The sequence below is a fragment of the Roseibium sp. genome, from assembly GCF_050301095.1.
Lineage (GTDB): Bacteria > Pseudomonadota > Alphaproteobacteria > Rhizobiales > Stappiaceae > Roseibium.
This window is the reverse complement of record NZ_JBNKYW010000219.1, coordinates 18,618-43,835: the sequence shown is the minus strand read 5'-3', so window position 1 is coordinate 43,835 and position 25,218 is coordinate 18,618. Positions and strand designations below refer to the sequence as shown.

Below are 25,218 nucleotides of genomic sequence, written 5' to 3'. Positions count from 1 at the left end.
CCGGTGTTCCGGTCACGACGTTGCACACCCCGGCAACGCCCTGAGACCGGCCTGGATCGGCGTTGGACTTTCCTCCCTGGACCGACGCCGATCCACTATTCCGACCGGATCGTTTTCAACAAACTGATTTCAGTCCCTGCGGGACATCTCTCGTGCAAGCGCGATTGTTCAGGTGTTTGCGCGGCCTGCTTCAAGACCCCCCCGATGATCCATACGCTGTCAACGGCGTGGATTTCCCGCTTCGACGCAGCTGCTGCGGTTCCGAAAGCAGCTACGAGCCTGCCAGCGAACCCGTCAGGTAGCGTCTTTCCGACTTCATGGGCGACTACATGACGGGCTGTCCGCTGGTCTATTGTGGCGAACCCGGCAAGGCCTATGATCACTACGCGGCGGTTCTGCAGTTCAACCCGCTACTGCCAACGAGGCGCGCTCTATTGCGACCAGATGATGTACCAGGCCCCGTGAGCAATCTGGACGAAGCCGTCCAGTTCACGCGCAGGACGATAAAAGCCGCCCGAACTAAAGGCCGGCTGGACCGGTTGAGCGCAAGTCAGAAAGCACTCCCAAGGCAGTTAAGTCGATTTCGACTGCCCTCTAGTCAAAGGCAAATCGTTCCATTCCTCGGGCTGCGAAATCGGAATCCCGCGCCGGATCCGACAAAAAGCGCATCAGGTCAATCGCGTGCTGTTTTTTCGCCGAGGCCGAACTCAGAAACATGGACATTCTGATATCGGTATTCAGCTCTTCTGGAAATTTCGCAAGCGGGTAGACGCCCGGCGCTGCCATGATCGTCGTGAGAGGAGCAATTGCAACATCAACGTCACCCTTGGCAAGCGAGCCAACGGGCGAGATCTCCGGGTGGCCGGGTCCCATGGGCACCAGTTTTCCGGATACCTGTTCTGACAGGCCAAGCCGTTGCATCACACCGAGGAAGGTCTTGCCGCTGGTGCCATCGGCAGTGAAGGCTATGGAATGCGCCGACTGCAGAAGTTTGCAAATGCCGTCTGGAGAGGTGAGGACGGATTGGACTTGTGTGTCTTGTCCGGCGACAGCCAATGGCACCCGCCCCAAGGGGGTGTGGCTTGCAGCGTCGACCTGTCCGGCGTCGATGAGGTTCTGAACATACCAGGGATTGGTAATGCCAACGTCGAAAGCTTTCCCGGCAAGGATCCGTTGAGGAATGTTGGGATTCAGGTCAAATGTGACTTCAACGGTACACGCCCGAGACTCCATGTGCCGTGCGAGCACTTCATTCAGCAAGGCACGGATCGCGACGGGAGCAAAGAGCTGCGTTGTCGGAGGGGCTTTGTCGGTCATGTGCAAGGGTCCGAAAGGTTTGGTCACCTTCACATTATCCTCAGCCCGCAACCGCGCAATGTCGTAATAGGGGGAGACCCGCAAGTGTTTGCCCACCCGCTGGTCGCGGCCGACGCGAACATGCGGTCGCCGACGGACGCGCGAACCCTCAAGCCCACGACTCCCGTACCCACGGCATGCTCCGCAACGGTCACGGTGTTTGCCATGCGATGGCCCGTTTGAGCATGGCCAAAGAGAAAGAGTTTCAAGCGCTTGAAAAGACTGGTGACCCCGACAGGATTCGAACCTGTGACCCTCAGATTAGGAATCTGATGCTCTATCCTGCTGAGCTACGGGGCCGTTCCCGGTCGATTAGCATGATTTGAACGACAATGCGAGCCCTCGAACAGGCTTGTTGACAGATGGGCTTTTGTGGAGCGACGCGGGTTCGCAGGGGACCTGTGTCGGCAGGGCGGCGGGTTTTTGGCGCGCTGTCTTGGACTTGCCTTATTCGCTGCTTAGCACAGGGGGCGATCCGCCCGATTCATCGTGCAATCGCTCCACGGCAATAATTTGAGACGCTGTCAGGTGTCGGCTGTGCGTGATTGAGAGAAAGATGACGGTGAGCCGGGTCGTATGACTGCAGCGGGAGTTCCTGGAGCGCTTGAGGCACGGTGGAACAGACGGACGGAACAAGTGCGATGACCGGCGGGAGATGGGGTCTCCGGCGGTGTTTTTCTGCAGCATTTTTCTTTTATTCGGTCCGGCCTGTGCGACAATGGCGCAGGAGCGTGCGGGACCTCCGGCTTTTGAGGCCTGCGTCCCGGAAGAGGCCAGAGAGGTTCCGGTCAGCGGGCCGACTTCCGAAGGCCTGTTTGTTGCCGCTTCCGGTGAACGGTTCTTTGCCAGCGACCTGCATGTGCCGGAAGCTGCGGCTCCTGATCGCGGGCCGTCCGAAGATGACCTTTCCGTTTCCACCGGGCAATGGGAAGCGGTTGCGCAAGGGTCCGAAAACCGCTGGGGCCTGATCCCGGCGTGGATCATGATCATCGACGGCACGACGGGCAGACGCCTTTATCAGGTTGAGCAGCTTCGCCAGGGCAAGGCCCTGTTTGCGCCGGTCCACGCGGCCGGGGCCTGTGCCGACAGCCTGAGACAGGCGGAGCGGCAGGCGCGTCATGACCGGAGCGGCCTGTGGCGGGACAGGAAGGCTTGGCCCGTCTATTCGGCGGCGGCACCGGAACGGCTTTCCGCGCAAGCAGGTCGGTATTCGATTATCGAGGGACGCATTGTTTCCCTTGGAAAAACCGAACACACCCGCTATCTGAATTTCGGTAGATACTGGAAAACGGATTTCACGGGATCGCTGAAGATCCAGGACGAGGAAGTATTCAATGCGGCCCTCGGCCGTGCGGGCTGGGAGCTGGATGCGTTGACCGGCGTGACCGTCGAATTGCGCGGCGTGGTTCAGGAGCGAGATGGCCCGCTCATCACCCTCCGGCATCCGGAGCAACTGGTAGTAACAGAACACAAAAGGGCAGGACGTGCCGGCCAAGACAGTGACTGATCTCGGAACGCTTCAACACCGGAACGGCCGCCCATTGCGCCGCTGGCTGCGCATGGCTGCCTGCGGCGGCCTGGCTTTCCTGACCGCGTCCTGCCAGCTTCTCGGCGACGGGCCGACAATCGGAACGGTCGCGCCCGGCACGCTCAGGCCGAATCTTGCCCAGGACATCGGCGAGCGGGAACATCCGCGGGTCGTGGCGACCTACGGCGGGGTTTACAAGGACCCGGGCGCCGAGCGTGCCGTTGCCAGTGTGGTCGGACGTCTGGTGGCCGCGTCCGATGATCCTTCGCAAAGCTACAAGATCACCATCCTGAACAGCCCGGCGATCAACGCCTTCGCCCTGCCGGGCGGTTATCTCTATGTGACGCGTGGCCTGCTGGCGCTGGCCAACGACACGTCGGAAGTGGCCGCGGTGCTGTCCCATGAAATGGCCCATGTCACCGCCAGTCATGCGATCAAGCGGCAGCAGCGGGCGGAAGCCAAGCAGCTTGCCAACAAGATCCTGACCGATGTCGTGCAGGACTCCGAAGAAGCACGCAAGGCGATCATATCCTCCCAGCTCTCCTTTGCACGGTTCAGCCAGGTGCAGGAGCTGGAGGCCGACGCCATCGGTGTCAAGACGCTGGCAAAGGCGGGGTTCGATCCCTACGCCGCCGCCCGGTTCCTTCAATCCATGGCGGCTTTCGCGCGTTACCAGTCCGCGGACAAGTCGAACAGTTCCGCACCCGACTTCCTGTCCTCGCACCCGTCCACGCCGGAACGCCTGCAGATCGCGGTGCGCTCGGCCCGCCAGATCGGCGCGCCCGGCATCGGCGAGCGGGACCGCGATGCCTACTTGGGCAGGATCGACGGCATGTTGTTCGGGGACGATCCCCTGGAGGGCTTCGTGCGCGGCCGTTCGTTCCTGCACAAGGCGCTCGGCATCAGCTTCACCGTGCCCTCGGGTTACATCCTGGAGAACTCGCCGGAGGCGGTGCTGGCCAGCAACGGTGCAGGCACGGCCATCCGCTTCGACGGTGCGGACGTCAGCAGCTATTCCAGCCTGGTCGACTACATGAACTCGGGCTGGATCAACGGATTGCTGCCGGAAAGCGTCCGCCAGACAACCATCAACGGTTTGCCGGGCGTCACGGGCGCCGCCATTACGCAAGGCTGGTCGTTCCGGATCGCGGTGCTGAGGATCGGGCGTACCGGCTACCGGTTCATCTTCGCCAGCCGCTCCCCGAACGATGTCTTCGATGCCGATTTCCAGCGGACGATCGAGAGCTTCAGCCAGCTCACGCCGACCGAGCGGGCCCGGTTGCGCTCGCTGCGGATCAAGGTGGTCAAGACCAAGCCGGGCGATACGCCGCGCAAGCTTGCCATCGGCATGAGCGGGGTCGAACCGTCGCGGCGACTGGAATTCTTCTCCATTCTGAACGACCTGAAGCCCGGCGCGCCGATACCGAACGATACCGCCGTCAAGCTGGTGGTGGACTGACCGTACAAAGAAAGGGCGGCGCTCCCCCGGAATGCGGGAAGCGCCGCCTCGGTTCCGGCCGCGTTGAAAAGTGCCGGCGGCTCAGGTCCTGAAGACCGCCTTGTCCGGCTGTTTGGCAAGCAGCGCCGACTTCAGCTTTTCCATCGCCCGGCTTTCGATCTGCCGCACGCGTTCCTTGGAAATACCGAGCTTGACGCCAAGGGATTCAAGCGTGGCCCCTTCTTCGGTGAGCCGGCGTTCCTTTACAATTCTCAGTTCGCGTTCGCTCAGGACCTTCAGCGCGGAAGACAGCCATTTGTGCCGGCGTTCGGAATCGATGTTTCCGGTGACGATCTCGTCCGGCAGGGGGGCGTCGGATACCAGGAAATCCTGCCGGTCGGCGCTGGATCCTTCGCTGTCGGTCACCGGCGCGTTCAAGGAGGTGTCAGGACCGGACAGACGGGCGTTCATCAGCGCCACATCGGCGATCTTGACGCCGATGGCGTCCGCGATTTTCTGATGCAGTTCGCTGTCGGTCAACGGTGTCTGGTTGCCCGACAGCTTGGCCCGCAACCGGCGCAGGTTGAAGAAGAGTGCCTTCTGGGAGGAGGACGTTCCGCCCCGCACGATCGACCAGTTGCGCAGGATGTAGTCCTGAATGGAAGCGCGGATCCACCAGGTGGCATATGTCGAAAAGCGGACTTCCCGCTCCGGTTCGAAGCGGGCGGCGGCCTCCAGAAGACCGACATGGCCTTCCTGGATAAGGTCACCGAGCGACAGGCCGAAATTCCGGAATCGCGAGGCGACCGCAATCACCAGTCTCATGTGCGATAAGGAAAGTTTCTCCAGCGCTTTCTCGTCCCTGTCCCGGCGCCATCGCACCGCAAGCTCCCGTTCCTCCTCACGGGTGAGGTAGGGGGCGTTCATCGCGGTCCGGACAAGTTGCCGTTTTTCGCTAAGGGACATGATCTACACTCCGATGCGTTTATCGGGGTATTACGTATCAGCATCTAGATTAGATCACTCGGGGTTGCCGTAGGGATAGTTTCTGCACACTTCTGCGTGAGCAAGGCGCGAGCAGCCGTGTTTTCCGCTTGCGCTCATAAAAAAGGGCCCGGCGAACCGGGCCCTGTCAAATTTGTCCGTGGAACAAGCCGCAATGCTCAGGCGGCTTCTTCCTTGCCGTCCTCGTCGTCCGTTTCGCCTTCGGCGGCAGCGGCTGCCTTGGCGCGGCTCGGGGACTTGGCCAGGTTCTGTTCGATCTGTTTGACAGCTTCCGTTTCGGAGCACTTGTTCACCGCGGCGATTTCGCGGGCCATACGGTCGAGGGCTGCTTCGTAAAGCTGGCGCTCGGAGTAGGACTGCTCCGGCTGGTTTTCGGACCGGTAGAGATCGCGGACGACCTCGGAGATCGCGATCAGATCGCCGGAATTGATCTTTGCTTCATATTCCTGTGCCCGGCGGCTCCACATGGTGCGCTTGACGCGCGGGCGGCCGCGGACGGTTTCCAAAGCCTTCTTCACTGCAGCCGGATCGCCGAGCTTGCGCATGCCGACGGAAGCGATTTTCGCGACCGGGACACGAAGGGTCATCTTGTCCTGTTCAAAAACGATAACGAGCAACTCCAAAGAGTGACCTGCAACGTTCTGTTCTTCAATGGCGGTAATCTGGCCGACACCGTGTGCCGGATAGACGATGTATTCGCCAGTCTTGAAACCTTGACGCTGCGCGGTCTTTTTGGTGTTCGTTGCCATACTCGTATTCTCTCCTGCGCAGTTGTCGGTCCTTGCCGGACCGGGGATGGACCGCTGTGCGGTCCCCTGTTTTTTGCGACACGCAACCCGACGAGCGATCCGAATTGGAACGCCTGTTGATAAGCGGCGCGTCAGGGCTGGTCAGTCGTTGCTTCCCACTTTAGAACCTTGTTCAGTCCAATGAGCTGCCGGGACCTCACGTTACCCGGTACCGAATAGATCCGGGATACGTTTTCAGACTCCGATTTGGGGGTTGTTCTCGTGGTTGGCGACTAGCCCCCATAGATAACACAGTTTTGTGGAAAATTAAAGTCTCGCGCTATTGCGATGCGAAAACGCCACAACGCACCTGCAGGATATTGTCACGCAGGTGCTTGCAAGTTTCTGATAAATAGCCCGTTTTCCGTCAGCGTGCGTCAGTCTGCCGCAGGCGGTCCGTACGAATCACGCCGGAGGGTTCGCCGAGAAATACTGGTCCAGCTTGTTTTCCTTGCCGTCGAACTCTTCCGCTTCGGGCAGGGGATCTTTCTTTTCGGTGATGTTCGGCCACTTCTCGGAGTATTCGGCGTTCAGCTCGATCCACTTTTCAAGGCCGGGCTCCGTATCGGGAAGAATGGCTTCTGCCGGACATTCCGGCTCACAGACACCGCAGTCGATGCATTCGTCAGGATTGATGACGAGCATGTTCTCGCCTTCATAGAAGCAATCCACCGGGCAGACTTCAACACAGTCGGTATATTTGCACTTGATGCAATTGTCTGTGACGACGTAGGTCATCGGTATCCTCACTCGGCGCCGTTCACATGGCCAGTGGCGCGTTGCCAATGCCTTGCCGGCGGTCCTTTGCGTGTTCGCTCCCGAAGGGAGTTTCAGTGAATGTCTATCGCCGCTTTGGGTATCGTTTTTGTTTCGCCCGCGCAAGCGCTCAGGATGACGCAATCCGGGGCGATCAGAGAAAGTTATTCTGTTTTCAGTGGCAAAGCGGGATTTTGCTTCAGCTGTCGCCGCGAAATTCGTCGATCTTGCGCCGGTCCCGCTTGGTCGGGCGGCCGCTGCCCGCGTCCCTTTGGGCCGGAGCCGGCGGCGGCGCGGTTTTCTTCGGCGCAGGGGGCGACAAGTCTTCGTAGAGCTTGCGCGCTTCCTCGTAGGGACCGCGGCGGCTGCCGAGCGCGATCACCTTCAGAACCAGGATCCGGCGTTCGAGCGCAATCGTCAGGACATCACCCGCCTTGACCGTCTTGCTGGCGGAGGAAATCTTGTCCTTGTTTACCCTGACGTGGCCTGAAGTGGCCAGTTTCTGGGCAAGAGACCGGGATTTCGTGACCCTGGCGTACCAGAGCCACTTGTCGATGCGCAGGCTGCCGCCCGCAGTAAGGTCTTCCGGCGTCGGAATTACTTCTTGTCCTTGTTGTCCATATCCGCCTTCAGCGCCATGAGGGCCGCAAAGGGCGAATTCGGGTCGATCGGCTTGTCCTTCGGTGCCCGGTCGCGGCGGTTGCCGTCAAAGTTCCGCTGGCCGTCCTGCTGGCTGCCACGCTGTCCCTTCGGGCCACCCCGGCCACCCTTGCCGAAGCGCTTTTCGCCCTGGCCACCCTTGGGGCCCTGGCCCCGGCGGTTATCGCCGCGGCGCTGGTCATGACGGCCGCGCGGACGGCGGTCGTGACGGCCCGGCCGCCAGATTTCGATGGTGACCGTTTCCGTCTCCCCGGCGGGGGCCTCTGCCGCTTCGCCTTCGGCTGCGGCTTCCGCAGCCGGTGCAGCTGCCGCTTCCGGAGCAGTTTCCGTGGCGGCGGCTTCAACGGGAGCCTCGGCCGAAGCCTCCGGCGCGGCGTCGGCAACGGTCTCGGTCACGGTTTCGGCGGGTTCCTGCGGTGCGGCTTCCGGCGCCGCCGTTTCGGATTCAACTGACACATCGGCTTCCGCCACGGCCACTTCAGTGGCCGCCTCGGCGGCTTCGTCACCCTGCGCTGCTGCAGCCTCTGAGGCTTCCGCCGGCTGCTCCTGAGTGGTTTTGGGTGCTGCCGGGCGCTGGACTTCCTTCGTTTCCACCCGGTACCCGAGCGATTTCAGGACGGCGGAAAAATCCTCGCCGGCACAGCCGAGCAGGGACGTCATGGCAACCGTCACTGTAAAGCCGCCACCTGTTTCGATGGCGCCTTCCGGAGGGCTCACTTCCTTGTCGAGCGGCTTCCAGGCAATCAGCGGCCGGATCAGATCGGCGAGGCGCTCCAGAATGTCGACGCGCACGGCGCGCGGACCGCAGACGCGGAACCCGACAACCTTGTAAAGCGCCTTGTCGATGCTTTCATCGACCGGAATGGAGGTGCGGCCCGAGGCGGATAGCTGCGGCAGCTCCGTCATGCCGTTCATGTCGAGCGAACCGTGCTTCAAGGCCCAGAGCTGGGCAAGCAACTGGCTGGGTGCCGGTTTCAGGAGGGCGGGTACGAAGATCGTATAGGCGCCGAAGCGCACGCCGTGCTTGCGCAGCGAGGCGCGCATGTCCTGGTCCAGCTGACGGATTTCGTCGGACGCCTCCTGACGCTCGAGAATGCCAAGGCCTTCGACGATGCGGAAGGCGATACCGCGCGCCAGGCCTTCCAGCTCCTCGCCGCTCTTCAGGTCGGTGAGCGGTTTCAGAAGCGTTTCGATCTGGGCTCTGATCCACAGATCGAGGCGGGCCTGAACAGCATCGCGGGCCGGACCGGTCAGGTGCTCGTCCGCAAGCAGCAGGACGGTCGGTGTCAGAACGTCCTCGCCGGCGGCCAGTTTGGCAACCGGCTCGCCGCGCCAGCGGATGACGCCCTCTGACGTCAGCACGAAGTCGCTGTTTTCCGACTTGCCGAGCTTTTCGGCCCGCGCTTCGATTTCGGTCGTCAGGGCTTTCTGCGCGGCGGCGCGCACGGTCTTGCCGTCCGGCCCCTCGGCTGCCGCGTCGGGGGCAAACCGGAAGCCAAGCAGATTCCCGATGTGCTGACCTTCCACGAGCACATCACCGCTCGATGTAATTTCCGCTTCCAGCATTGCGTTCTCTCTCAAACGTCGCATCAATACACTTGTCCGCCGGTCCACGAACCGCTGTGTCAGCCGTTCATGCAGGGCGTCCGATAATCTGTCTTCAATGTCGCGCGTCTCCCCCTGCCAGTGGGCCGGGTCGGCCAGCCAGTCGGGGCGATTGGCGACATATGTCCACGTCCGGATATGTGCAATCCGGTTCGCGAGTGTGTCGATATCACCATCTGTGCGGTCTGCGAAGGCCAATTGACGCGTGAACCAGTCGTCGGCAATGGCGTTGTCCTGCATCAGATGGGTGTAGATCGTGTTCAGCAGTTCCGCATGGTTTGCCGGCGCGATCTTACGATAGTCGGGGACCTGGCACACGTCCCATAGCAATTCGACCGCTTTTGCGCCCTTTGCCATGTCAGATATTGCGCCGTCGCGCAACAAATGTTCAAGAGCGGTGATATCGTCTCCGATGGGTGCCCTAGCGAGACCCTGTTCCTTGGGGACCATATCCAGGCTGCGGCGCAGTGCGGCGGAGGATGAAAAATCCAGTGAACTGTTGCGCCATTGCAGCACTTTCAGGCTGTCGAAGTGGTGACTTTCGATCTGTTCGACCAGATCGTCGTCCAGCGGATCGACCCGTCCGGTCACACCGAAAGTGCCGTCCTTGGTATGGCGGCCGGCGCGGCCCGCGATCTGTCCCATCTCCGACGGCGTCAGCTGCCGGTACTGGTAACCGTCGTATTTGCGGGTGCCGGCAAAGGCGATGTGATGGACATCAAGGTTCAATCCCATGCCGATGGCATCGGTTGCCACCAGATGATCGACATCACCGTTCTGGAACAGTTCCACCTGGGCGTTGCGGGTGCGCGGGCTCAAGGATCCCAGAACAACGGCGGCGCCACCGCGCTGGCGGCGAAGCAGTTCGGCGATGGAATAGACCTCGTCGGAGGAGAAGGCGACCACGGCGGAGCGGGCCGGCAGGCGGGAGACCTTTTTCGAACCGGCATATTCCAGGATCGACATGCGCGGGCGGGTCACGACGTTCAGGCCCGGCAGCAGCTTTTCCAGCAGCGGGCGGATCGTCGCGGCGCCCAGCAGCAGCGTTTCGGAGCGGCCGCGCAGGTTCAGGATACGGTCGGTGAAAACATGTCCCCGGTCCAGGTCGCCGGCCAGCTGCACTTCGTCGATGGCAACGAATTCCGTATCGAGGTCGAGCGGCATGGCCTCGACCGTCGAGACCCAGAAGCGCGGCTTCTTCGGAATGATCTTCTCTTCGCCGGTGATCAGCGCGACAGCATCCTCGCCTGCACGATCGGCAACCCGGCCGTAGACCTCGCGGGCGAGCAGGCGCAGGGGCAGGCCGATCAGGCCGGAGGACTGGGCCAGCATGCGCTCGATGGCAAGATGGGTCTTGCCGGTGTTGGTCGGTCCGAGGACGGCCGTCACGGTACGGGACCGCGTGGATGGCGGCAGCGGCAGGTTCTGGAGACGGGGCATGTGACTGGCTGTGATCGGTTTCTTTCGGCGTGCGGCCTTGGGGCTGGACCCCAAAATATGGTGCCGCGTGTCTAGCACAGGCAGGACGGATGTGTCCTGCTTCTTTTGGCCAAGAGGTCAGGAAATTTGCGCTGAAAATTATCTGTGGAGAACGACTCCGGAACAAACCGGAACCGAATCGCTGACTCGTGCGGATTCAGGATTTGTTCCCTACGACATGTGGTTTCCGCAGCGGAGTGGGCCACGAAATCCTGAATCTGGCCAATAACTTGAGTCGCATCTGGGTTTCGTTGCCGCTTCGTGGTGAAATCCTGTCAATGGTTAATTTAAAAATAATTGCCTGCCGGGCGGGGCGGGTGCTGCTGTTTATCTTTGGACACAGGGAGAACGAAACCCGGACGAATCGCTGATTCAAGCCGGTTTCTGGTTTGTTCTTACAAGATGTAGTAGGTTGTCCGGTGACGGCGCCTGTCCGGATCCGCGTCTGCGGTTCGGTGCAAATTCGGTTCCGGGCAGGCCGACAGACTTCTGTGCCAGATCGGTTCAGTCCGTCTGACCGGCCGGAATGGTCGTCAGAAGGCGTTCGGGGAAATTTGCTGCGCTGCAAAAAATTTTTGAAAGCGGGTGTTCGTGCGGCTTAAATCGAATTAGCGAGCTTTTTCTAAAGGTTACCGGCGCGGGCGCAAAAATATTTTCCAGGTTAAAAAAAGGACATAGCTTCTGCCCCTTTTCAAGCGCCTCCGACCAAAGTAGAAATCTTGCCGAAATCGGCAGTGATGCTTGTGCAATATTAGGGGGAGTGGGCGTTTGGCGATAACAAAAATTCTCGTTGCAAACCGGTCCGAAATCGCAATCCGGGTCTTCCGGGCAGCCAATGAGCTCGGCATGAAGACCGTTGCGATCTATGCGGAACAGGACAAGTTGGCCCTGCACCGCTTCAAGGCGGACGAGGCTTACCAGGTCGGCAAGGGGCTCGGCCCCATCGAAGCCTACCTTTCCATCGACGAGATTATCCGGGTCGCCAAACACGCCGGAGCCGACGCCATTCATCCCGGCTACGGGCTTCTGTCGGAAAGCCCGGAATTCGTCGATGCCTGCGAACAGGCGGGTATCACCTTCATCGGGCCGAAATCGGAAACCATGCGCCGTCTCGGCAACAAGGTGGCCGCGCGCAACCTGGCGATCGAAGCGGGTGTTCCGGTCATGCCGGCGACAGATCCGCTGCCCGACGACCTGGACGAGATCAAGAAGCAGGCGCTTGCGATCGGCTACCCGGTGATGCTGAAGGCCTCCTGGGGCGGCGGCGGGCGCGGCATGCGCGTCATTCCGGACGAAGCGACGCTGGCCAAGGAAGTGCTGGCCGCCAAGCGCGAGGCCATGGCGGCTTTCGGCAAGGACGAGATCTACCTGGAAAAACTTGTCCAGCGTGCCCGTCACGTCGAGGTGCAGATCCTCGGGGACGGCGAGAACGTCGTCCATCTGTTCGAGCGCGACTGTTCGATCCAGCGCCGCCACCAGAAGGTGGTCGAGCGCGCACCGGCACCTTATCTCGATCCGGCGAAGCGGGACGAGCTGTGCGAATACGGGCTGAAGATCGGCCGGGCCGTGAACTACCGCGGTGCGGGCACGGTTGAATTTCTGATGGATGCGGACACCGGCGCAGTCTATTTCATCGAGGTGAATCCGCGTGTCCAGGTGGAGCACACGGTGACGGAAGAAGTCACCGGCATCGACATCGTCCAGGCACAGATCCGCATCTGCGAAGGCGAGAAGATCGGCACGCCTGAAAGTGGCGTTCCGGCGCAGGAAAATATCCGTCTCAACGGTCACGCGCTGCAGTGCCGGATCACGACGGAAGACCCGGAACAGAACTTCATTCCGGACTATGGCCGCATCACCGCCTATCGCGGGGCAACCGGTTTCGGCATCCGTCTTGACGGCGGCACGGCCTATTCCGGTGCGGTGATCACCCGCTTCTACGATCCGCTGCTGGAAAAGGTGACCGCCTGGGCGCCAACGGCTGAGGATGCCCGCAAGCGCATGGACCGCGCGCTGCGCGAGTTCCGCATCCGCGGCGTTGCCACCAACCTGGTGTTCCTGGAAAACATCATCGGCCACAAGGCTTTCAGGGCAAACGACTATACCACGCGCTTCATCGACGAGACGCCGGAGCTGTTCGAGCAGACCCGCCGTCAGGACCGGGCGACCAAGCTCCTGACCTATATCGCCGACGTGTCGGTGAACGGGCATCCGGAAACCAAGTCGCGCGCGCGGCCTCCCCGGGATGTGGCGGCGCCGGTCATCCCGGATTTCGGCGACGACAAGCCGTCCGGTACCCGCCAGCTGCTAGACCAGCTCGGGCCGAAGGGCTTCGCCCACTGGATGAAGGCGGAAAAGCGCGCGCTCATCACCGACACCACCATGCGCGACGCGCATCAGTCGCTGCTGGCAACGCGCATGCGCAGCCATGACATCGTCAGCATCGCGGACGCCTATGCCGCCGGCCTGCCGTCGCTGTTCTCGCTGGAATGCTGGGGCGGGGCGACCTTCGACGTTGCCATGCGCTTCCTCACCGAATGCCCCTGGGAGCGTCTGCACAAGATCCGCGAAAAGGCGCCGAACATCCTGCTGCAGATGCTGCTGCGCGGCTCCAACGGGGTCGGCTACACCAACTATCCGGACAATGTGGTCAAGTTCTTTGTCGCCCAGGCGGCCGAGAACGGCATCGACCTCTTCCGCGTCTTCGACTGCCTGAACTGGGTGGAGAACATGCGGGTGTCCATGGATGCGGTCCAGGAAGCGGGCAAGCTCTGCGAAGGCGTGCTCTGCTACACCGGCGACATGCTGGACAGCGCCCGTCCGAAATACGATCTGAAATACTATGTCGGCCTTGCCCGGGAACTGGAAGCGGCCGGCGCGCATATTCTCGGTGTCAAGGACATGGCCGGGCTGTGCAAGCCGGAAGCGGCCAGGATCCTGATCAAGACCCTGAAGGAAGAAGTCGGCCTGCCAATCCACTTCCACACGCACGACACCTCCGGCATCGCGGCGGCCACCGTCCTGGCGGCGGTCGAGGCGGGGGCGGATGCGGTTGACGCGGCGATGGACGCACTTTCCGGACTCACTTCGCAGCCCTGCCTGGGTTCGATCGTTGAAGCCCTGCGCGGCAGCGAGCGGGATACCGGGCTGGACGCAAAGACCATCCGCCAGATCTCCTTCTACTGGGAAGCCGTGCGCACCCAGTACCGTGCGTTCGAAAGCGACCTGCGCTTCGGGGCTTCGGAAGTTTACCTGCACGAAATGCCGGGCGGCCAGTTCACCAACCTGAAGGAACAGGCCCGCTCGCTTGGACTCGAAACCCGCTGGCACGAGGTTGCCCAGGCCTATGCGGACGCCAACCGGATGTTCGGCGACATCGTCAAGGTGACGCCGTCTTCCAAGGTGGTCGGCGACATGGCGCTGATGATGGTGAGTCAGGGCCTCACCGTCGCCGACGTCGAGGATCCGGCCAAGGACGTCGCCTTCCCGGACAGCGTCGTGAAGATGCTGCACGGTGATCTCGGCCAGTCCCCGGGTGGCTGGCCCGAGGCCCTGCAGAAGAAGGTGCTGAAGGGTGAGACGCCGATCACGGTCCGGCCTGGCTCCCTGCTGGACGAGGCCGACCTCGACGCTGAACGCAAGGAAGCCGCGCAGAAAACCGGGCGTGATATCAATGATGCGGATCTTGCCGCTTACCTGATGTATCCGAAGGTCTTTGTCGACTTCGACAAGGCGCAGCAGCAGTACGGCCCGACGTCCGTGCTGCCGACGCCGGTCTATTTCTACGGTCTGGAGCCGGGCGACGAGATCTTCGTCGATCTGGAACCGGGCAAGACCCTGGTGCTTCGCTGCCAGGCGATCGGCGAGACGGACGAGAAGGGTGAAAAGAAGGTCTTCTTCGAACTCAACGGCCAGCCGCGCAATGTCAAGGTTCCGGACCGGGCCCATGGCGCCACCGGTGCGGCCACGATGCGCAAGGCGGAAGACGGCAATGCCGCCCATGTCGGCGCGCCGATGCCGGGGGTCATCTCCACGGTGGCGGTCACGGCCGGTCAGGAGGTCACTGCGGGCGATGTGCTTGTTTCCATCGAGGCGATGAAGATGGAAACCGCGCTCCACGCGGAGCGCGACGGCAAGGTCAAGGAAGTGCTGGTCTCGCCGGGATCGCAGATCGACGCCAAGGACCTGCTGGTCGTCTTCGAAAGCTGATCCAGCAAAGGTGAGCGGATTGCACATTTACGCGATCCGCTCATTAAGCTCCTGACAATCGGGCGATAATTTTCCGACCTCGCGCGTTCTCACGACAAGGTGCCGCGATTGTGCATTGAGCACGAGCGCTCCTCCTTCAGATGCTGGATATCCCAAGGCTTTCAACGGGGGCTTTGCAAGGGGAGACCAAAAAATGAGGAAGATCGCTGCATTTCTCACGTATGGATCATTCGCGCCTTTCCTGTTTGCCGTGTCGGCGCATGCTGCCTGTGATGTCCAGAAGCCGGGTTCGGATCTGACCGGAGATGAGGCACAAGCCGTCTACGATTGCCTGAAGGAAGACCTGCAGGCCGGGTATCGGCAAGGGCCGAAACGCTGGGTACCCGAAGCCTACGTCCTGGACTATCCGGGGTGGACGAGGGTCAGCGCCTTTCCGGCTGCACCCGGCTTTCATGGTGGCCGCTTTCTCGTGACCTATGTAAATGCGACCGGCGCCGGCGAATACATGAAATACAAGACGGAAAACGTCCAGATACCCGCCGGAACCCTGATCGCGAAGGAAACCTTTGCGGTTGACGACGACGGCAAGGTCAACAAGGGTCCGCTGTTCCTGATGGAGAAGGTGGCCACCGGAAAGTCACCGAAAACCGATGACTGGTACTACATGATGGTCGCCCCGAACGGCGTTCCGCAGGCGGTCGACGTCATCGCGGCCTGCAGCGAATGCCACCAGGGCAATTACGGCGAGCAGGGCGGGCTCGGCTATCCGGTGGAGGATGCCCGCGTCCGGTAGCGGCCAGCGGACGAGTGACGACTGATTGCCGTCACGCTTCCGGAGCAATACCCTTGGCCATGTCCAGAAGCTTGCGGACCGTGTTCACGTTCCGTGCTGTGCCGGGCTTCAGGGACGGGAACTTCAGCTTCGAGCGGCCCATGCCTTTCGGATAATGGACGACGATCTCGGTTCCGAGAACCACGGCTTCCTCGCCGTCCGGCGCCACCATGTCTTCAAGGGCGTTGCTTGGGGCTTCTTCGGGAAGAAACGTCACCAGCACCTGGCTGGGAGAGGCGTCCTGAAAAGGCATCCGGCCACAAAGCGCTTCCAGCTCGGACAAGGACCGCAGGATGACGCCGGGCGATTTGCCGAAGTGGCCGGTCAAAGCCTCATCGAGCCGGGCACGGGCAGCGGAGGCTCCCAAATCGGTCGAAAAGACAAGATTGCCGCTCTGGATATAGGTGGCGATGTTCTCAAAGCAGAGTTTTTCGGCCATTGCCCTCAGGTCGGCCATGGGGAGCTTCCCGGTGCCGCCGACATTGACGGCGCGCAAAAGGGCGACAAAAACGGTCATCTGAAATCTCTTGATGCAAAGGTCGGATCGAGAACCGTGCCGGACAAAGACATGAGGTGAATTATTCCGCCGCTTTCAGAATTCCATGCCGAACCGGGGACGCCGCCGTTCCGATCCATAGATCCAGAAACCGGTCGAGCCACTTTTTGACAGACGGGTCGTAGACGAAGCGGCCGGCGAAATGGTCGCGGCGCTGTTGGGCGCCGGGAAGTGCCATGCGGGGCGCGCCCTTGGTGGTCCAGCGCACCATCATCTGATGGGTCAGTTCCGGATGAAACTGGATGCCGTAGGCGGACGACCCATAGCGGATGGCCTGGTTCGGATAGGTCGGGCCGCCGGCGAGAAGTTCCGCGCCCTTGGGCAGGTCGAAGCCTTCCCGGTGCCACTGATAAACCTTGTTCGGCCAGTCCATCAGCGCCTTGCCCGCCGGAGTCGGCTGCAGGGGGTAGTACCCGATCTCGACCAGCTCGTCGTGGTGGCCGCGGACGGTTCCGCCGAGCTGCTTGACCATCATCTGTGCGCCGAGGCAGATGCCGAGAAACGGCTTTTCTTCCCGAAGCGGAACCCGGATCCAGTCGATTTCCTTGTGCACGAAACCGTCCGCATCGTTGGCGCTCATCGGCCCGCCGAAAATGACTGCGCCAGCGTGGCCGCACATGGTTTCCGGCAGGCTGTCGCCAAAGCGGGGTTTGCGGATGTCGAGGGCGAAACCGCGCTTGATCAGCTCCTGGCCGACACGGCCCGGGGAAGAGTGCTCCTGATGTAGAACAACCAGGATTTTGGGGTGGTTCTTCGCGGGATCGGTTTGAAAAAGCATGAGGTTAATATGAGGGAGCCTGCCTCAAAAATCGAGTCCTGTTGCCATCGCATTCTGTGCGTATGCTCGCCCTTTGCCGCCCAGAACCTTTGTGCCGATCCTAGACATAGGGACGGCCTCCCAGGTTTGCTCGGCAGAACGGTGGGGCAATCGCACTGCGGCCTCAGAGAGCGAGACACGCAGTTGCCTCTTTTTCCTTTGCAGGTTTAATCCTGCGGTTTGGCTTCAATCTGCCGCCTCGGATGGCTTGATGCCGGGCGCAATTCCAGCCTGAGATCGATGATCTCAGGCTGGAAAGTTTCATCTCAAGCAGTCATCCGAATTCATTTCGTCCACACGGCAAAGCCGAACAGATCCTCATCGATTTTCTACAGTTGATCGAGATTATCCATCAACTGATAGAAGAAGCCGATGGTCTTGCCATACTCGTCCACCCTGATCCGCTCGTTGACGCCGTGAAAGCCTTCAAATTCCTTCATTGATTCAAGCTGAATGCCGGTAATGGTGTAGACATCGGGCGCAAAGTCTCGTGCCTGGAAATGTTTGGAATCCGAGCCGCCGATCACGAAGAAGGGCGCGACGATCAACTCGTTGCCCCAGATCTGGCGGATGGTCTTTTCGAGTGCCTTGTAGCCCTCACTGTCCGGATTGGCCACGTTGGTTGCAGGCGTGGAGGCGGAGATGTCCGTAATCGTGATGCGATCGTCATCAATCGCCTCTTTGACATGCTCGATAATCACTTCCGGCGTATCACCGGGCATCGGACGGAAATTCACCACCGCGGTCGCCGCCGGAGGCAGGACGTTATCCTTGATGCCGGCATTGAACATGGTCACCGCAATCGTGGTGCGCAGCATTGCCCTGGTGACCTGGTTGGAAGCCATTTCCTCGATGAATTTCTTTTCCAGGTCTGTCATTTCGCCATCTTTGCCGAAGGCAACCGCGGCATACATCGGCTGTTTGGCTTCATCCAGCTCAGGGCCCATGTAGCGGTACTGATGGCGAACAGCCTCGTGGATACGATAGGGGAACTGCGCGTCTTCGAGCTTGGTGATGGCCTTTGCAAGAATGCCGATGTTCGATTCCTCTGGAGGCTGCGAGGAATGCCCGCCGACACCGTTCATGGCAAGTTCGAGGCTAATGTAGCCTTTTTGCGCAATGCCGATCAGCGCCGTATTGTCCGGGATGCCCGGAAATGCGCCGGGTATCAGCGGCGCGGACTCGTCAAGCACAAAGGCAAATCGCTTAATACCGCGTTGTTCCAGAACATCGGCAATGTATCGGGCGCCTTCCGGTCCGCCCACTTCTTCATCCTGGCCAAAGACGAAATAGAGTGTCCGCTCCGGCTGCCAGCCTTCCCTGATCTTCATTTCCGCGGCTTCCAGGATACCGTGGATCTGGTTCTTGTCGTCCAATACGCCCCGGCCCCAGATGTAACCGTCTGCCACAATCCCTGAAAACGGTTCCTGGTCCCATTGATCCCGGGAATCCTCCGGCACCGGAACAACATCCTGATGGGCATAGAAAAGCGCGGGCGGCAGGTCCGGGTTCTTGCCCTCCCAGGTGTACAGCAGACTGTAGGGCCGCGGATCGCCGAGGATTTCCCTTTTCAGGGTCTTGTGCACATTCGGGTAAGATTCTACCAGGAACCGGTGATAATCATCAAACGCCTTGGTATTGAAGTCGTCTCTGTCCTGATTTGAGATCGTGGGAAACTGAACTGCCCGGGACAGCCGCTCCACAGCCCCGTCGAGATCGACACTAATCTCTATCTGCTCGACACCCTGCATCTGCATGGATGAAAAATCCTGAGCGTCATCCGCCCAGGCGAAGCCGCCAAGGCTGATAGAAGCCATGAGTGAAATGCCAGCCGCACATTTGCCGTATCGTTTCACCGCTTTTCTCCTTGTTGCCGCAAATGCAGTTATCGCTGTATGTCCCGCATCAGAACGTCCCGTCCCGAGCCCTTGACATCAGTGGTTTCAAATTCATGACCGTTTGATGATAAGTGCAGAAAATATCTGCCAGTGCATCACAAATCGGTAGCCGAAGAGGAATGACGCACGCTGGTCAACTCCCTCCCTAAAAGCGAGATATGTCAAGAATTTGATGGTGTGACGATTGCACGGGAATAGATTGAAACTAACACCGGATCGACTCCGGGTGCAAAGGATTCGTCGCGAAGTCGCAACCTACTTTCGAACAATCGGATGGCAGTACACGGCGGAAAGTTCCGGTGCGCAAAGAAGGGGGGGGAGGTTTGCCAGCCGGCACTCTGGTTTGCGCGGGATCCTTGAGAAGGCGCGGGCCGATCCGTCAGTTTACGTCGCCCTCTTCCGGCGCGGTCTGGGCAACCTTGTGCCGCAGCGACATCCGGTCCCGGGTCGATACGCCCAGAAGTTCGGCCACCCGCCAGATTGTGTTGTCCTCGAATTCGTGGACATGGCCGTCTGCATAGACGATCTCCCACATCATCTCGACGATGGCAAGGCGCTCGGCCTCGTCCGTGGTACGCTTGAGCACGGAGGTGAAGCCGTAGAGGTCTACTGCCTCCTCGTCACGCTGCTTCGCCGCCGCGATGAGTTCGGTGGTTTCCTTCTCGCTCAGTTCGTAGTGCTTCTGGAGGATCTGGCGCAGTTTTTCGCTTTCGCTGTCCTCGATGACGCCATCGATGTCGATCAGGTGAAACAACAGGGCCGCTGCCGCCAGACGCTTGTCGTCCTCGGCGAAGGTCTTTTCTCCGCTGTCACCAAAGGTGAGTTCGCGAACAAAGCTTTTCAGCGCGTTGAGCATGTTTGTCAGTCCCTTTGCCCGGCGGACGATCCGGCCGGTCTCTATTGCTACCTCATTCCACCTTTACCATCAAAGGGTTGATGACGGCTTTAGAAACCTGAGATGGTTATTAAATCCGGCATTTCTAAGTCAACTTTTTGGAATGTTTCTAAACTATTGATTTTTCTCATTTTATAACTTGACTTTTACCCTCAGGAAATGGTTTCTCCGTTGCCGGCGCGGCATTGCAGGCCGCATGTTCATCCGTTTTCGCCTGTACGGGAAACGCCCGATGCAGGCTACATCAACTTCGGGGCGAGACCATGAATTGTTTAAAAATCGGACTACTGGCGGCCACCGCCTTGCTCACGACGCCGGTCCTTGCGGCCACTCCCGCCGACGTGCTGACAAATTACGGCAACATCGCGCAGGCGGAATATGCCGATGCGCTCGCCACCGCAAAAACCCTCAAGGGCGCGGTCGACAAGCTGGTTGCGGAACCGACAGACGCCAATCTGGAGGCCGCGCGCGCGGCCTGGAAAGAGGCACGTAACCCGTATCAGCAGACCGAAGCCTTCCGGTTCGGCAATGCCATCGTCGACGATTGGGAAGGCAAGGTGAATGCCTGGCCGCTGGACGAAGGTCTGATCGATTATGTCGATATGTCCTACGGTGAAGAGTCCGAGGAAAACGGCTTCTATGTTGCCAACATCATTGCCAATCCGGTTCTGAAGGTTGGCGGCGAGACCATTGACGCGACCGTCATTACGCCGGATCTGCTGGCGAACTCCCTCCAGGAGGCCGGTGAGGTCGAGACCAACGTGGCGACCGGCTATCACGCCATCGAGTTTCTGCTCTGGGGACAGGACCTGAACGGAACGGGGGCCGGTGCCGGCAACCGTCCGGCCAGCGATTTCGACCCTGCGAACTGCACCGGCGGCAATTGCGAGCGCCGCGTTCAGTATCTGCAGGCGGTTACCGATCTGCTGATTTCAGACCTTGAGGAAATGGCCGCCGCCTGGGCGCCCGGCGGAGCGGCCCGCAAGGCCCTCGCGGAAAAGGGTGACGCGGGCGGTCTGGCAACGATCCTGACCGGCATGGGCTCGCTTTCCTACGGCGAACTCGCGGGCGAGCGCATCAAGCTCGGCCTGATGCTGCACGATCCGGAAGAGGAGCATGACTGCTTTTCCGACAACACGCACATGTCGCATTACAACGACGTGGTCGGCATCCGGAATGTTTATTTCGGTGAATACAAGAGCCCGCTCGGCAACAATGTTTCCGGTCCGTCGCTCGCCGAGCTGGTGGCGGAAAAGAACCCGGCGCTGGCAGAGGAAATGAAGGCGAAGCTTGACGCGACGCTGGCCGCCTTCGAGGCCATGAAGGCCCGTGCCGAAGGCGGTGAAGCCTACGACCAGATGATCGGTGAGGGCAACGAGGAAGGCAATGCCGTCATCCAGGCCGCCGTCGATGCCCTGGTGGACCAGACCACCTCCATCGAACGGGTCGTCAAGGCGCTTGAGCTTGACGACATCGCGTTCGAAGGTTCCGACAGCCTGGACAACCCGGGCGCGGTCTTCGAGTAAACCTTTCCGTCAGGCGGTCTTTGCCGTCTGACGTTTTTCCTTCCGCGGGACGAGGAGTTGCGGAAGGCTGTCAGGATGCGAATGGAAATGGGATTTTTCCCGAAAAAAGCAGCCGCGGGCGCTGTGGTGGCCTGTCTGTCCGCAGGGCCGGTGCTTGCCGGGGATTCGCTTGCGCACCGGGGGGACCTGTCTGCTGCCGAGCGCGCCAAGGTGGCAAGGGTGCTGCAGGAACCGGCGGACTTCGAACGCGCCGAAGCCTTTGAGTTCATGCAAGGCGGAGCCGGAACATCAAAAAGACGGCCGGACAGGGATGCCTTCTCCCGGTCCAATAGCAATATCGGCTTCGAAGAGGAGCAGACCTTCAAGCTGGGCAACGGCCTCTTCAAGAAACTCTGGACGTCCTCGCCATCCTCCACACAGGCTTCGGACGGGCTCGGACCGCTCTTCAATGCCCGCTCCTGCCAGGGCTGCCATCCGAAGGATGGCCGCGGCCGTCCGCCGCTTGCCGGCGAAGAGGCGGTCTCGCTGTTCCTGCGCCTGTCCGTTCCGCCGCAAACGGAAGCGCAGCGCCGCGCGCTGGCGGCCGGTGACATGCTTGCCGTGCCGGAGCCGACATACGGGGGGCAGCTTCAATCCTTTGCGGTATCCGGACTTGCCGCCGAAGGTCGTTTCGACATTGGTTTTGAGGAGATTGAAGTTCCGCTGAACGGCGAAGCTGCCGTCGTCCTGAAAAAGCCCGTCTACAATGTCCGGGACCTCGGTTATGGCGCGTTTGCTGCCGGCACGATGATCTCGCCGCGCGTCGCGCCGCCGATGATCGGTCTCGGCCTGCTTCAGGCCATTCATCCGGGCGACATCGAAATGCTGGCGGACCCGGAAGACCGGGACGGCGACGGCATTTCCGGCAAGATCAGCCAGGTACGGGACCCGGCAACCGGCACGTCGGCAATCGGCCGCTTCGGCTGGAAGGCTTCCACGCCGACCGTTCGCGCCCAGACAGCCGCAGCCTTTTCCGGTGACATCGGCATCAGCACACCTGAACGACCGGACAATTCCGGTGACTGCACCGAGGCGCAGCAGGAATGCCGCGGGCGGCCTCACGGCGAACAGGCCAGGCTCGGTGTTTCCGAAGCGCCGGATCCGGTCATGGACCTGGTGACCTTCTATTCCGAAAATCTGGCTGTGCCGATGCGCCGGAATGCGGACGATGCGGAGGTTCTGGAAGGCAAGCAGGTGTTTTACGAGGCCGGCTGTCCTGCGTGCCATCAACCCAAATTCGTGACCAGCCGCAATGCTGCCAATCCGGCGCACCGGTACCAACTCATCTGGCCCTATTCGGATTTGCTGCTGCACGACATGGGCGAAGACCTTGCCGACCACCGACCTGTGGGCTCGGCAAACGGACGGGAATGGCGCACGCCGCCGCTGTGGGGTATTGGTCTGACGGAAACAGTCAACAATCATACTAGGTTCCTGCATGACGGACGTGCGCGGAACCTTCTGGAAGCGGTTTTGTGGCATGGCGGCGAAGCGCGTGCGGCCCGGGACAGGGTGGCTGCGCTGTCCCCGGATGACCGCAGGTCGCTTGTCCGGTTTTTGGAGTCCCTATGATGCGCCTTCTGGCCCTTGCGATGATCGTGCTGTGTCCGGTTCTCCCGGCTTCTGCCGCTGACTTCACGCCATCGCTGGACAGCATGATCGTTGATTACATCCGTCCAGCGATGTCGGATTTCGCCGGAGCCACCGAAAAGCTTCCTGAAGCGGTGACGTCGGTGTGCCGGACTGGTGATGAAAAGTCCGCAGATGCCTTCAAGGCCGCCTACTCGCAAACCCTGCAGAGCTTTGCCCGCATTCAGTTCCTCAGATTCGGTCCGCTGCTCGATGATGACCGTCTCAGCCGTCTTGCGTTCCTTCCCGACCCGCGCGGAATAGCGCAACGCCAGATCCGGAAGATCTATGCAAAGCAGGACGCGGACGTCGGCGCTCCGGAAAGTCTGAAGGGAAAGAGCGTCGCAGTTCAGGGGCTGACCGCGCTGGAGCTGATCGCCTTCGACAAGAACAGCGCGCTTGTTCTCGGGCAACCGGGTGAACGGAAGGATTTCACCTGCGCCTATGCGCAGGCGATTGCCCGGAACCTGGCGACGACCGCCGAAAGCCTTGTGGCTGATTGGGCGGATCCGGCCGGATACAGCGCGGTGCTGCTGTCCGCAGATGCCGGGAACGAGCGCTTCCACTCCTCCAGGGAAGCCGTCGAAGCGGTCTTCAATGCCCTGGTGACCGGGCTCATTATTGTTCGGGACCAGGACGTCCTGCCCGCGCTGGGCAGTTCCAGAGAAGACGCAAAGCCGCGTCGTTTTCCCTTCTCCCGCTCGGGCAATGCGGTTGTTTACCTCACCGGTGAACTGCGGGGCGTGCAGGACGCACTCGGCAGTCTCGATCTGAAGGAGCTGACGCCGGACGATTTCCGATGGATATTCGACACGCTCACCTTCGAGTTCGGCAACGCCCAAATCCTCTTGACCAGGCTGCAGCCACCGCTGCGGCAAACCTTCCGCGAGGGCGGCAGCTACGAGGAAGTGAAGGTGCTGGCCATTGCGCTGAAGTCGATCCGGGACACGATGGCCGAAGAACTCGCCGGCGCGCTCGAACTGGCCGGGGGCTTCAACGCCTTGGATGGCGACTGACATGAGCGCGATTTCAAGACCCACCCATGCAATGTCCCGCAGAGGCTTTCTGGCCGCGCTGGGCAGCCTCGCGGCCTTGCCGGCCTTCGCCGGTTCGACGCTGGCCGGGAGCCTTCTGAGCCGGGAGGCGGTGGACGGCGCTCCGCTTTTTGTAAGTGCCTATCAGAAGGCCAATGGCGACTATGGCGTCGGGGTCGTTGACGACCTCGGCCAGATGCTCGCGGAAATTTCGCTGCCCGCGAGAGGGCACGGGATCGCGGTTTCTCCGGACAGGTCGCGTTTTGTTGCCTTTGCACGGCGGCCGGGTACCTTCGCCGTTGCCGTCAATCCGTTCGAGGAAACCCGTCCGCAAGTGATCACGTCCGAACCGGGGCGGCATTTTTACGGTCACGGCTGTTTTTCAGCTGACGGCCGTCTTCTCTATGCGGTCGAGAATGATTTCGACACGGCCCGGGGCCTGCTTGGCGTCTATGACACGAGCGGCCGGGAGATCCGCCGTATCGGGGAGATCGAGACAGGCGGCATCGGGCCGCACGACATTCTCCTGAGCCCGGACGGCAAAACACTCATCGTTGCCAACGGCGGTATCAGGACCCATCCGGACAAGGGCCGGGAGAAACTCAATCTCGACACGATGGCGTCCTCCGTCGTCTTCATCGACCGCGAGAGCGGTGACATCGTCGCGGAGCATGCGCTGGATGCCTCCCTGCAGCAGCTGTCGCTGCGCCACATGGCGCTGGACGGGCAGGGCCGGGCCTGGGTCGGCGGGCAGTATCAGGGACCGGAAAACGAATTGCCGCCGCTGGTCGGGATCTTTTCGAAAGACGACGCGCCGCAGCTCACTGCCATTCCGGACAAGACGGCCGCCGGCCTGCAGAACTACATTGGTTCCGTCACCGCCAACGCGTCAGGCGACGTGATCGCAACCTCCGCGCCACGCGGCGGGCAGACCCTGTTCTGGAAGGCGGCGACGGGAGAGTTTATCGGTGCGGATATCATCCCGGACGGCTGCGGTATTGCGCCGATCGACCAGGGCAGTTTTCTTGTTTCGGACGGAAACGGCGCATTGTCGCTGATCACCGACCCGGCGTCACCGCCCGAAATCCTGGCCCGTCCTCCCGGTATTTCCTGGGACAACCACTTGTTTGCCTTCGGCTGATCCCGCAAAAAGCACTCCTGATCGCCG

18 protein-coding genes and 1 tRNA gene are annotated in these 25,218 nt (G+C 61.0%); 8 read left to right on the top strand and 11 right to left on the bottom strand.

What is annotated here, in order from left to right; translation table 11 throughout:
• Window positions 1–594: 594 nt before the first annotated feature.
• Together ACQY7U_RS19510 and ACQY7U_RS19505 are read right to left on the bottom strand one after the other, a co-directional pair.
• Window positions 595–1,317 (bottom strand): substrate-binding domain-containing protein, encoded by a 723-nt coding sequence (locus ACQY7U_RS19510; RefSeq protein ID WP_428648070.1) that lies wholly within the window; start codon window positions 1,315–1,317, stop codon window positions 595–597.
• 262 nt (window positions 1,318–1,579) lie between these two features.
• Window positions 1,580–1,656: transfer RNA gene (locus ACQY7U_RS19505), tRNA-Arg, on the bottom strand.
• A gap of 418 nt (window positions 1,657–2,074) precedes the next feature.
• On the opposite strand from ACQY7U_RS19505, the gene ACQY7U_RS19500 reads away from it, so the two are divergent.
• Both ACQY7U_RS19500 and ACQY7U_RS19495 read left to right on the top strand, forming a co-directional pair.
• Complete coding sequence (locus ACQY7U_RS19500) at window positions 2,075–2,863, top strand: hypothetical protein (RefSeq protein WP_428648068.1); 789 nt, start codon at window positions 2,075–2,077, stop codon at window positions 2,861–2,863.
• A 52-nt stretch (window positions 2,864–2,915) separates the two neighbouring features.
• Window positions 2,916–4,343: a M48 family metalloprotease gene (locus ACQY7U_RS19495; protein WP_428648075.1), complete on the top strand. Its 1,428-nt coding sequence runs from the start codon at window positions 2,916–2,918 to the stop codon at window positions 4,341–4,343.
• Window positions 4,344–4,424: 81 nt separating this feature from the next.
• On the opposite strand, the gene ACQY7U_RS19490 is transcribed toward ACQY7U_RS19495, so the two are convergent.
• From ACQY7U_RS19490 to ACQY7U_RS19470, 5 genes are all read right to left on the bottom strand, one after another.
• Window positions 4,425–5,288, bottom strand: coding sequence for an RNA polymerase factor sigma-32 (locus ACQY7U_RS19490; protein WP_428648066.1), 864 nt, complete (start codon window positions 5,286–5,288; stop codon window positions 4,425–4,427).
• A gap of 197 nt (window positions 5,289–5,485) precedes the next feature.
• The gene (locus ACQY7U_RS19485; protein WP_428648063.1) at window positions 5,486–6,076 is read right to left on the bottom strand and encodes a CarD family transcriptional regulator; all 591 of its coding nucleotides are present in this window, start codon (window positions 6,074–6,076) and stop codon (window positions 5,486–5,488) included.
• Window positions 6,077–6,520: 444 nt separating this feature from the next.
• Window positions 6,521–6,853, bottom strand: coding sequence for a ferredoxin FdxA (gene fdxA / locus ACQY7U_RS19480; RefSeq protein WP_428648061.1), 333 nt, complete (start codon window positions 6,851–6,853; stop codon window positions 6,521–6,523).
• Window positions 6,854–7,070: 217 nt separating this feature from the next.
• Window positions 7,071–7,469 (bottom strand): RNA-binding S4 domain-containing protein, encoded by a 399-nt coding sequence (locus tag ACQY7U_RS19475; RefSeq protein WP_428648073.1) that lies wholly within the window; start codon window positions 7,467–7,469, stop codon window positions 7,071–7,073.
• A complete protein-coding gene (locus ACQY7U_RS19470; RefSeq protein ID WP_428648058.1) occupies window positions 7,469–10,576 on the bottom strand; it encodes a helicase-related protein in 3,108 nt (1,035 codons plus the stop codon). The genes ACQY7U_RS19475 and ACQY7U_RS19470 overlap by 1 nt, the downstream gene beginning before the upstream one ends.
• 807 nt (window positions 10,577–11,383) lie before the next feature.
• Between ACQY7U_RS19470 and pyc the strand changes: the two genes are divergently transcribed.
• Complete coding sequence (gene pyc, locus ACQY7U_RS19465) at window positions 11,384–14,824, top strand: pyruvate carboxylase (RefSeq protein ID WP_428648055.1); 3,441 nt, start codon at window positions 11,384–11,386, stop codon at window positions 14,822–14,824.
• A gap of 193 nt (window positions 14,825–15,017) precedes the next feature.
• Window positions 15,018–15,617 (top strand): cytochrome P460 family protein, encoded by a 600-nt coding sequence (locus tag ACQY7U_RS19460; protein ID WP_428648053.1) that lies wholly within the window; start codon window positions 15,018–15,020, stop codon window positions 15,615–15,617.
• A gap of 31 nt (window positions 15,618–15,648) precedes the next feature.
• On the opposite strand, the gene ACQY7U_RS19455 is transcribed toward ACQY7U_RS19460, so the two are convergent.
• The 4 genes from ACQY7U_RS19455 to ACQY7U_RS19440 form a co-directional block, all read right to left on the bottom strand.
• Entirely contained in the window at window positions 15,649–16,173 is a 525-nt protein-coding gene (locus ACQY7U_RS19455) for a DUF1697 domain-containing protein (protein WP_428648050.1), read from the bottom strand.
• Between the two features lie 61 nt (window positions 16,174–16,234).
• Window positions 16,235–16,990, bottom strand: coding sequence for a glutamine amidotransferase (locus ACQY7U_RS19450; RefSeq protein WP_428648048.1), 756 nt, complete (start codon window positions 16,988–16,990; stop codon window positions 16,235–16,237).
• A gap of 368 nt (window positions 16,991–17,358) precedes the next feature.
• On the bottom strand, window positions 17,359–18,846 hold the full coding sequence (locus ACQY7U_RS19445; protein ID WP_428648046.1) for a M20 family peptidase: 1,488 nt from the start codon (window positions 18,844–18,846) through the stop codon (window positions 17,359–17,361).
• Window positions 18,847–19,306: 460 nt separating this feature from the next.
• Window positions 19,307–19,783, bottom strand: coding sequence for a TerB family tellurite resistance protein (locus tag ACQY7U_RS19440; protein ID WP_428648043.1), 477 nt, complete (start codon window positions 19,781–19,783; stop codon window positions 19,307–19,309).
• A gap of 302 nt (window positions 19,784–20,085) precedes the next feature.
• Here ACQY7U_RS19440 and ACQY7U_RS19435 point away from each other — a divergent pair, with 302 nt between their 5' ends.
• From ACQY7U_RS19435 to ACQY7U_RS19420, 4 genes are all read left to right on the top strand, one after another.
• The gene (locus ACQY7U_RS19435) at window positions 20,086–21,348 is read left to right on the top strand and encodes an imelysin family protein (RefSeq protein WP_428648040.1); all 1,263 of its coding nucleotides are present in this window, start codon (window positions 20,086–20,088) and stop codon (window positions 21,346–21,348) included.
• An 81-nt stretch (window positions 21,349–21,429) separates the two neighbouring features.
• Entirely contained in the window at window positions 21,430–22,959 is a 1,530-nt protein-coding gene (locus tag ACQY7U_RS19430) for a di-heme oxidoredictase family protein (RefSeq protein ID WP_428648037.1), read from the top strand.
• On the top strand, window positions 22,956–24,032 hold the full coding sequence (locus ACQY7U_RS19425) for an imelysin family protein (RefSeq protein ID WP_428648035.1): 1,077 nt from the start codon (window positions 22,956–22,958) through the stop codon (window positions 24,030–24,032). The genes ACQY7U_RS19430 and ACQY7U_RS19425 overlap by 4 nt, the downstream gene beginning before the upstream one ends.
• 1 nt (window position 24,033) lies before the next feature.
• Window positions 24,034–25,191, top strand: coding sequence for a DUF1513 domain-containing protein (locus ACQY7U_RS19420; protein WP_428648033.1), 1,158 nt, complete (start codon window positions 24,034–24,036; stop codon window positions 25,189–25,191).
• The last annotated feature ends 27 nt before the right edge of the window (window positions 25,192–25,218 follow it).